Below are 8,857 nucleotides of genomic sequence, written 5' to 3'. Positions count from 1 at the left end.
CCGCGGGTCGGCCAGGTCCAGCGCGCGCAGCGCCGCCCGGCGTCCGGCCCGCATCGGGCCCAGGTCGTGCAGGCGCAGGCCGGTCCGCCGCCGCAGCCGCGCGGCCAGCGCCGCGTTGGCCCACCGGGCGTGCGCCGGCCACGCACCGCGCGCGGTGGGGCGGCGGCGCCCGAGCACCAGGTCGGCCTCGTCGCGCGCCACCGGGTCGGCGACCCGGGGCAGCTCGGCCGGGTCCAGCGAGCCGTCGGCGTCGCAGAAGCACACCACGTCCGCGGTGGACGCCACGAGCCCGGCGTGCGCGGCGGCGCCGTAGCCGCGGACGGGCACCGCGAGCACTGTCGCGCCGAGCGCGCGGGCCAGGTCGGCGGAACCGTCGGTGGAACCGTTGTCGGCCACGATCGCGCGGTAGCCGTCCGGGAGCCGCCCGAGCAGCCAGGGCAGCGAGAGCGCTTCGTTCAGGCAGGGGAAAACCACGTCGACCGCGACCGGCCGAGGAGTCCTTGGCTTCGACATCTGCCGACCGTAAAACCGCTCCGGCCTGCGAAGACCTTACGATCCGCGAACGTCGGCCGCAGTTCTTACGGTTCTCGAACGGGTGACGCGCTGCGCCCGGAACCGGCCCGGCGGCGGCCTAACGTCCGGTAGATGACCGTCTCCCTGCGCCGACCTCCACCGTCTCCCGACCGGCCCCGGGACCGTCACGACGACGGCGCCGAGCGGTCCGGGCCGGTCGCGATCGGCGCGGTCGTCGGCGCGGCGGTGGTGGTGGCCGGCGTCGCGCTCCGGGGCGCCTGGCTGAGTGCCCGCGGCGTCGACCTGCACCTCTCCGGTGGGCAGCCGCTGACCGGCCGGCTCGACGTCCGGTTGCCCCCGGCGCTGCTGCTGCCGGTGGTGGTCGGGGTCGGGTTGATCGTCGTCGGGCCGGTCGCCGCGGCCCGGTGGCGCTGGCCGGTCCTGCTGGCCGGTACCTGGGTCGCCGGTGCGGCCTGGGCGGTGTCGCTGGCGCTCGTCGACGGCGTCCGGGCGCTCGGGGCTCCGCTCACCACCCGCTGGGAGTACCTGCACGACGTCGACCGGGTGGGTGCGGTGCCGGAGTTCCTGCGCACGTTCACCGACCACGTCCTCGGCGGGTCGCCCGGCTTCCAGTGGGTGACGCACGTGTCCGGGCACCCGCCGGGCGCGCTGCTCGTGTTCGCCGGGCTCGACCGGCTCGGGCTGTCCGGCGCCGGCTGGGCGGGTGCGCTGTGCATCGCGGCCGGTGCGTCGGCCGCCCCGGCGGTGCTGGTGACCGTCCGGCACCTGGCCGACGGGGACGTCGCGCGCCGGGTCGCGCCGTTCGTCGTGCTCGCGCCGGCCGCGCTGTGGATCGCCACCTCGGCCGACGCGTTGTTCTGCGGCGTCACCAGCTGGGGGGTCGCGGCGCTGGCGAGCGCGGCGTCCGGTCGGGGGCGGGGCGCCGACCTCCGGGCGGCGGCCGGTGGGCTCGCGCTCGGGGTCGCGCTGTTCCTCTCCTACGGCCTCGTGCTGATCGGGGTGCTCGCGGTGGTCGTGGTCGTCGTGCGGCGGCGGGTGCGTCCGCTGGTGGTGGGCGGAACGGTCGTGGTGGCGGTCGTGGCCTCGTTCGCCGCGCTGGGGTTCTGGTGGTGGGACGGGTTCCTCACGGCCGCGGAGCGGGTCCGTGAAGGCTCGGCCTGGATCGACCGGCCCGCCGGCTACTTCGTCGCGGTGAACGTGGCCGCGGTCGCCGTGTGCGTCGGCCCCGCCACCGTCGCCGGTCTCGCGCTCCTGACCCGGAACGGTCTCGCGCGGGGGGTTTCGGCGCGGGGTGGTCCGGCGCCGGGTGGTCCGGCGCCGGGCAGGCTGCTGCGGAACGGTCTCGCGCGGGGGGTGCTGGCGCGGGCCGTGGTGTTGCCGGTGACCGCGGGTGGGCTGGTGCTGGCGGCCACCGCGAGCGGTCTCGCCAAAGGTGAGGTGGAGCGGATCTTCCTGCCGTTCGCGGTCTGGCTGCTGGTCGCGGCCGGTGCGCTGGCCCCGCGCGAACAGCGGCGCTGGCTGGCGGCCCAGGCCGCGGTCGCGCTCGTCGTCCAGCTGGGGTGGATGCTGAAGTGGTGAGCCGGGTTCTGGTGGTGGACGACGATCCGACGGTCAGCGAAGTCGTCGGGCGTTACCTGCGACGGGCCGGGTTCGTCGTCGACCTGGTCGGCGACGGCCCGGCGGCGCTGCGTGCGGCGGCCGCGGCGGCGCCGGACCTGGTGGTGCTGGACCTGATGCTCCCCGGCATGTCGGGGCTGGAGGTGTGCCGTCGCCTCCGGGCCGACGGGGACGTGCCGATCGTGATGCTCACCGCGCTCGGCGACGAGGCCGACCGCGTGGTGGGCCTCGAGACCGGCGCCGACGACTACGTCACGAAGCCGTTCTCGCCCCGCGAGCTGGCGCTGCGGGTGCAGTCGGTGCTGCGGCGCACCGGCGGCACCCGGGCCGGTGCGCCCGCACCGGAGCTCGAGGACGGCGACCTGCGCGTGAACCCGGCCGCGTACCTGGCGTTCCGCAACAACACGCAGCTGCCGCTGACCGTCCGCGAGTTCGACCTGCTGGTGCACTTCCTGCGCCACCCCGGCCGGGTGTTCACCCGCGCCGACCTGCTCGAGCAGGTCTGGGGCTGGACGGTCGGCGACCAGGCGACGGTCACCGTCCACGTCCGCAGGCTGCGCGAGAAGATCGAGGACGACCCGGCCCGTCCGGTCCGGATCGTCACCGCGTGGGGCGTCGGTTACCGCTACGACCGAACGGACCGCTGATGCGAGACGTCGTGATCATCTGTGTGCTGGCGCTGGGATCGTCCGGCGCGGTCGCGCTGTTCGGGCTGGCCGGGCTGCGTGTCCTCCGCGGCCGCTCGGTCACCGCGCACCTGGGTGTGCTGCTCGCGGTGACGGTGGCGTCGGTCGTCACCGGGGTCGTGGTCGTGGCCGACGCGATGTTCCTGAGCGCCCACGACCTCGGCGTGATGGGGATGGTGCTGACCGTGTCCGGGGTGGTCAGCCTCGGCTTCGCGCTGATCGCGGGGCGCCGGCTCGCCCGGGCCAGCGTCTGGGCGGCCGAGGCACGGGCACGGGAACAGGCGCTCGAACGCAGCCGCCGGGAGGTCGTCGCGTGGGTCTCGCACGACCTCCGCACCCCGCTGGCCGGGCTGCGCGCGATGGCCGAGGCGCTGGAGGACGGGATGGTCGAGCCCGAGGGGGTGCCCGGGTACCACCGGCGCATCCGGTTGGAGGCCGACCGGATCACCGCACTCGTCGACGATCTGTTCGAGCTGTCCCGGATCAACGCCGGAGCACTGCGGCTGACGCTCGACGCCGTGCCGCTCGGCGAGGTGGTCTCGGACGCCGTCGCGAGCGCGACCCCGGTGGCGCGGGCGAAGGGCGTGCGGCTGGTGGCCGACCACTCGTCCTACGGCGTGGTGCGGGGCAGCGAGCCGGAACTGGGGCGGGTGCTGGGCAACCTGCTGGTCAACGCGATCCGGCACACCCCGCAGGAAGGGATCGTGACCGTGGTGGGCGGGTCCGACGAGGGAACGGGCTGGGTCGCGGTGAGCGACGAGTGCGGCGGCATCCCGGCCGCGGACCTGCCCCGCGTGTTCGACACCGCGTTCCGGGGCGAGAGCGCGCGCACGCCGTCCGCGGCCGGGGATCCGCTGGGGTCGGGCGGCGGGCTGGGGCTCGCCATCGCCCGGGGGCTGGTCGAGGTCCACGGCGGACTGATCGCGGTCGACAACACCTCCAGCGGCTGTCAGTTCACCGTCCGCCTCCCGGCCGCCGCCGGCTAACCACGCAGCGGGGCCCGGGCGAAGCGGGTGACGCCCTCGGTGAACGGCACGGTGGCGACGAAGCCCAGCCGGGCGGCGGCGCGCGCGGGCGAGGCCAGCACGTGCCGGACGTCGCCGAGGCGGTAGTCGCCGGTCACCACCGGAGCGGGCCCGCCGAACGCGGTGGCCAGCGTGCGCGCCATGTCCCCGATCGACCGCGGCTCACCCGAGGCGACGTTGCACGGCAGTACCGTGCCGTCGGGAAGCGTCGAGAGCGCACGCAGCGCCGCGAGGTTCGCGGCGGCCACGTCGGTGACGTGCACGAAGTCGCGGAGCTGGGCGCCGTCCTCGAAGACGCGCGGCGCCTCGCCGCGTTCGAGCGCGGAGCGGAACAGCGACGCCACGCCGGCGTACGGGGTGTCCCGGGGCATCCGCGGGCCGTAGACGTTGTGGTAGCGCAGCGCCACGACCCGGGCCCCGGTGTCGCGGGCCCACGCGGCCGCGAGGTGCTCCTGCGCGACCTTCGTCGCCGCGTACACGCTGCGTGGATCCAGCCGGGCGTCCTCGTCCACCCGACCGGGTTCCAGCGCCTGCCCGCAGCGCGGACACGTCGGCTCGAAGCGGCCGGCCGACAGGTCGGACGCCGCCCGGGGCCCCGGTGCCGTCGTACCGTGCCGGGCGCAGCGGTAGCTGCCTTCCCCGTACACCACCATCGAGCTGGCCAGGACCAGCCGGCGCACGCCGTGCGCGGCCGCCGACGCCAGCACGACCGCCGTCCCGAGGTCGTTGTCGGCCGCGTACGCGGGCAGGTCGGCGACGTTCAGGCCCAGGCCGACCCGCGCGGCCTGGTGGACGACCGCGTCGACTCCGCGGAACGCCGCGGACATCGCGTCGGCGTCGCGGACGTCGGCCCGGACGACCTCGTAGCCGTCGAGCACCGCGGGCGCCCCGGCCGGATGCAGGTCCGGCGCGAGCGAGTCGACGACGACCGGGTCGTGCCCCGCCCGCGCCAGAGCTTCGACGACGTGTGATCCGATGAAACCGGCGCCGCCGGTGACGAGCACTCGCATGGCTCCGACCGTAGGACCCGTGTCCGCCCGCTCCGGCCGTCGGCGCCGGGCCGTAAGGGAACCGTGAGATCTGCTCAGCGCCCCGCCGCGGTGGCGCACGCGATGCAGAACGCGGTGGAGGGCCGGGCGGCCAGCCGCTCCGGGGCGATCGGGCCGCCGCAGGACTCGCAGCGGCCGTAGTCGCCGGCCGCGTGCCGGGCGAGGGCGCGGTCCAGCTCGTCGAGGCGGGAGCGCGCGGACGACAGCAGCGCGGCGGTGTGCGCGCGCTCGTACGCGATCGTGGCGCCTTCCGGGTCGTGCTCGTCGTCGGTGTTGCTCATCGCGGCGGCCTCGATGATGCCGTCCAGGTCGGCGCGGAGCGCGCTGATCTGGGCCGCGGTGTCCGCGCGCTCGTCGTTGAGCGCGCGGTGCACGTCGTCCACGGCTAGGGGAGCAGCCCGCGCACGTAGGCGGCCTGACCCACGTGCTGGGTGTCGTCGTCGTACACGCTCGCCAGGCGCACGCCGAGCGTGACCGGTGGGTCCCAGCGCTCGTCGACGACCCGGTCGAGGTCGGACTCCGCGAGCCCGCGCAGGTACTCGACGGTGCGGGCGTGCACCGCGTCGTAGTACTCGATCAGGGCCCGGTCGTTCTCCGGGCGCACGCCGGCCACCTGGGCGGCGGTGTGCGCGTAGCCGGTGTCGGACGGGTCGGACTTCACCCCGAACCGGGCGCCCCAGTTGCCGGTGACGTACACCTGGTCGCCGTCGAGCAGCTCGGACACGTGATGGTCCTGCACGCGGGTCAGGTGCCAGATCAGCCAGCCGATCGAGTTCGCTCCCTCGGCCGGTGCCCAGCGCAGCTGCTCGGCGGACAGGCCCTCGGCGGCTCCACGCACCAGCTCGGGCAGGCGGCCGAAGGACTCGATGAGAACCTCGTTGACGTTCATCAGATCGCGTGTTCCCCCCGTGCGGTTCGACTAATCGCCTCGGGTCGCCACGCGGGGCGGCCCGCGCGAGTGCGCCTGAGCCGCGGGCACACTGGAGGCATGTCACAACCCACGGGACCCATCGAGTCGTGGGTCGAGCGTCAGATCAGCGCCGCGATCGAGCGCGGCGAGTTCGACGACCTGCGCGGCGCGGGCAAACCGATCCCGGGCATCGACGATCCGCCCGACCCGCTGTGGTGGATCAAGCGCAAGATGAAGCGCGAGGGGCTGTCGGTCGTGCCGCCGTCGCTGGCGCTGCGCAAAGAGGTCGAGGACGCGCTGGACAAGGCGTACGCGGCCCGGAAGGAACAGGACATCTGGGACCTGCTGGAGCCGATCAACAAGAAGATCCGCGCCGCGATCCGGGTCGCGCCGGTCGGTCCCCCGCTCAACCTCATGCCGATCGACATCGACCGGGTGGTCCGCCGCTGGCAGGCGAGGGGCGACCACGAAGTGGGGTGATTCCCGCCGGAAATCACCCCACTTCGTTGGTGGTTCGCCTACAGCGTCTTCGTGAGCCGCTCCGCGAGCAGACGCGAGAAGCGCGCGGGATCCGAGAGCTCCCCGCCCTCCGCGAGCAGCGCCATCCCGTAGATCAGCTCGGCCGCCTCGGCGTCCCGGGTGCCGTCCGCGAACGCGTTCCGCAACCCCGTGACCAGCGGGTGGCCCGGGTTGAGCTCCAGGATCCGCTTCACCGACGGCAGCGGCTGCCCCATCGCGCGGAACATCTTCTCCAGCTGCGGCGTGAGGTCGTCCGAGTCACCGACCACGCACGCGGGGGAGTCCACCAGCCGGGTGGAGAGCCGCACCTCCTTGACCGACTCGGACAGCGCCGACGACATCCAGGTCAGGAAGTCCTCGAACTCCGCCGGGGTCTCCGCGGGCGCGTTCCCGAGATCCACCTGCCCCTTCGCCACCGACTTCAGCGGGATGCCGTCGTACTCGGTGATCTGGTCGACCCACACCTCGTCGACCGGGTCGGTGAGCACCAGCACCTCGTAGCCCTTGGCGCGGAACGCCTCCAGGTGCGGCGAGTTCTCGATCGTCGCCCGCGAGTCACCGGTGAGGTAGTAGATCTCGGTCTGCCCCTCCGGCCGCCGCTCGACGTACTCCCGCAGCGTCGTCAGCTTCTCCGGATCGGCGGTCGACGAGAACGACAGCAGGTCGAGGATGATCTCGCGGTTCGCCGCGTCCTCGATCAGGCCCTCCTTGAGCGCCCGCCCGAACTCGGCCCAGAACGTCGCGTACTTCTCCGGCGACAGCTCCTTGATCGTGCTCAGCACCTTGCGCACCAGGCGACGGCGCACGGCCTGGATCTGCCGGTCCTGCTGCAGGATCTCCCGCGAGACGTTCAGCGAGAGGTCGGCCGCGTCCACCACGCCCTTGACGAAGCGCAGGTAGGACGGCACCAGCGCTTCGCAGTCGGCCATGATGAACACGCGCTTGACGTAGAGCTGGACACCGCGCTGGGCGTCGCGCGAGTACAGGTCGAACGGCGCCCGGGACGGCAGGAACAGCAGCGCGTCGTACTCGAACGTGCCCTCGGCCTTCATGTGGATGGTCTCGAGGGGGTCGGTCCAGTCGTGGCTGACGTGCTTGTAGAACTCGCTGTACTCCTCGGCGGTGACCTCGCTGCGCGGCCGGGCCCAGAGCGCCTTCTGCGAGTTGACGGCCTCCCCGTCGAGGCGGATGGGCCACGCGATGAAGTCCGAGTACTTCTTCACGATCGAGCGCAGCACCGCCGGGTCGGCGTAGTCGTGCAGCTGGTCCTCGGTGTCGGCCGGTTTGAGGTGCAGCGTGACCGCGGTGCCCTGGGGGGCGTCGTCGACGTCGTCGATCGTGTAGGTGCCCTCGCCGGTCGACTCCCACCGGGTGCCGGTGGACTCGCCGGCCTTGCGGGTGACGAGCGTGACCCGGTCGGCCACCATGAACGACGAGTAGAACCCGACGCCGAACTGCCCGATCAGGTCCGCGGACTCCGAGGAGGACTCCCGCAGCTTGCGCAGCAGCTCCGCGGTGCCCGACTTCGCGATCGTGCCGATCAGCGACACGACCTCGTCGCGCGTCATGCCGATGCCGTTGTCGGTCACGGTCAGCGTCCGTGCGTCGGCGTCCGGGGTGAGCGTGACGTGCAGGTCGGAACGATCGACGTCGAGGTCGGAGTTGACCAGGCTCTCGATCCGGAGTTTGTCCAGCGCATCGGAGCCGTTCGAAATGAGTTCGCGCAGGAAGATGTCCTTGTTCGAGTAGATCGAATGGATCATCAGCTGCATGAGCTGCCGGGTCTCGGCTTGGAACTCGAGCGTCTCCACTACTTTCCCTTTCTCGTCGGGGTCGGACGGAATCGTATGCTCGACCGCATGTCCAGCACGCCGGATGCACCGCCGTCCTCCGCCAGCGCGGCGCGGCGACCGCAGGCCGAGCGCAGTCAGGAGACCCGCACGCGGATCCTCGACGCCGCGGTCGAGCTGCTCGTCGAGGAGGGCTACGCCCGCGCCAACACGCTGGCGATCCAGGCCAAGGCCGGGGTGTCCCGCGGCCGGTTGCTGCACCAGTTCCCCTCCAAGGAGGAGCTGCTGGTGGCCGCGGCGCACCACGTCTGGCAGAAGCGACGCTCGGCGTCGGCGTCGGGTGAGGCGCTGCCCGACGACCCGGAGGCACGCATCGACGTGGTCGTCGAGGGGCTCTGGCTGTCGTTCAACGAGCCCCAGTTCTGGGCCGCCACCGAGCTCTGGGTCGCCGCCCGCACCGAACCGGCGCTCGCGGACGTCATCCGCCCGGCCGAGCGTCGGCTGGGCCGGGAGATCTGGGCGTCGATGGACGGGCTGTTCGGGCCCGCGCTGACCGCGCACCCGATGTACCAGGTCGTGCGCCACACGCTGTTCACGAGCATGCGTGGCGTCGCGCTGACGTACGCGTTCGACAAGCGTGACCCGTCGACCGAGCCGAGCCTGGCCAACTGGAAGCAGCTCGCGAAGGCGATCCTGCTGAGCGACGTGGATCACTCCGCCTAATTTC

Annotated in this window: 9 protein-coding genes and 1 pseudogene; 5 read left to right on the top strand and 5 right to left on the bottom strand. The window is 73.2% G+C overall.

Features of this window, described 5'->3' with window-relative positions:
* Positions 1-513, bottom strand: a pseudogene (locus ABD437_RS10830) (glycosyltransferase family 2 protein); the annotation flags it as partial.
* A 132-nt stretch (positions 514-645) separates the two neighbouring features.
* Here ABD437_RS10830 and ABD437_RS10825 point away from each other — a divergent pair.
* Genes ABD437_RS10825 through ABD437_RS10815 form a run of 3 tightly spaced genes read left to right on the top strand, consistent with a single transcriptional unit; the run spans position 646 to position 3,823 of the window.
* Complete coding sequence (locus ABD437_RS10825) at positions 646-2,112, top strand: hypothetical protein (protein WP_344648658.1); 1,467 nt, start codon at positions 646-648, stop codon at positions 2,110-2,112.
* Positions 2,109-2,798, top strand: coding sequence for a response regulator (locus tag ABD437_RS10820; protein WP_344648657.1), 690 nt, complete (start codon positions 2,109-2,111; stop codon positions 2,796-2,798). Before ABD437_RS10825 ends, ABD437_RS10820 begins: the two co-directional genes overlap by 4 nt.
* Positions 2,798-3,823, top strand: a complete 1,026-nt coding sequence (locus tag ABD437_RS10815; RefSeq protein ID WP_344648656.1) for a sensor histidine kinase — start codon at positions 2,798-2,800, stop codon at positions 3,821-3,823. Before ABD437_RS10820 ends, ABD437_RS10815 begins: the two co-directional genes overlap by 1 nt.
* Here ABD437_RS10815 and ABD437_RS10810 read toward each other — a convergent pair.
* The 3 genes from ABD437_RS10810 to ABD437_RS10800 form a co-directional block, all read right to left on the bottom strand.
* The gene (locus tag ABD437_RS10810) at positions 3,820-4,872 is read right to left on the bottom strand and encodes an NAD-dependent epimerase/dehydratase family protein (RefSeq protein WP_344648655.1); all 1,053 of its coding nucleotides are present in this window, start codon (positions 4,870-4,872) and stop codon (positions 3,820-3,822) included. The genes ABD437_RS10815 and ABD437_RS10810 overlap by 4 nt on opposite strands.
* Positions 4,873-4,946: 74 nt before the next feature.
* Positions 4,947-5,294, bottom strand: a complete 348-nt coding sequence (locus tag ABD437_RS10805) for a TraR/DksA family transcriptional regulator (RefSeq protein ID WP_344648654.1) — start codon at positions 5,292-5,294, stop codon at positions 4,947-4,949.
* A 2-nt stretch (positions 5,295-5,296) separates the two neighbouring features.
* Complete coding sequence (locus ABD437_RS10800; protein WP_344648653.1) at positions 5,297-5,800, bottom strand: mycothiol transferase; 504 nt, start codon at positions 5,798-5,800, stop codon at positions 5,297-5,299.
* Positions 5,801-5,899: 99 nt separating this feature from the next.
* On the opposite strand from ABD437_RS10800, the gene ABD437_RS10795 reads away from it, so the two are divergent.
* The gene (locus ABD437_RS10795; protein WP_344648652.1) at positions 5,900-6,301 is read left to right on the top strand and encodes a DnaJ family domain-containing protein; all 402 of its coding nucleotides are present in this window, start codon (positions 5,900-5,902) and stop codon (positions 6,299-6,301) included.
* A 38-nt stretch (positions 6,302-6,339) separates the two neighbouring features.
* On the opposite strand, the gene htpG is transcribed toward ABD437_RS10795, so the two are convergent.
* On the bottom strand, positions 6,340-8,151 hold the full coding sequence (gene htpG / locus ABD437_RS10790; protein ID WP_344648651.1) for a molecular chaperone HtpG: 1,812 nt from the start codon (positions 8,149-8,151) through the stop codon (positions 6,340-6,342).
* A 48-nt stretch (positions 8,152-8,199) separates the two neighbouring features.
* Here htpG and ABD437_RS10785 point away from each other — a divergent pair, with 48 nt between their 5' ends.
* A complete protein-coding gene (locus tag ABD437_RS10785) occupies positions 8,200-8,853 on the top strand; it encodes a TetR/AcrR family transcriptional regulator (protein ID WP_344648650.1) in 654 nt (217 codons plus the stop codon).
* Positions 8,854-8,857: the final 4 nt, after the last annotated feature.

This window comes from Cryptosporangium japonicum (assembly GCF_039524755.1).
Lineage (GTDB): Bacteria > Actinomycetota > Actinomycetes > Mycobacteriales > Cryptosporangiaceae > Cryptosporangium > Cryptosporangium japonicum.
Note: the sequence above shows the minus strand (reverse complement) of the source record. Positions and strands in the feature narration are given on the sequence as shown.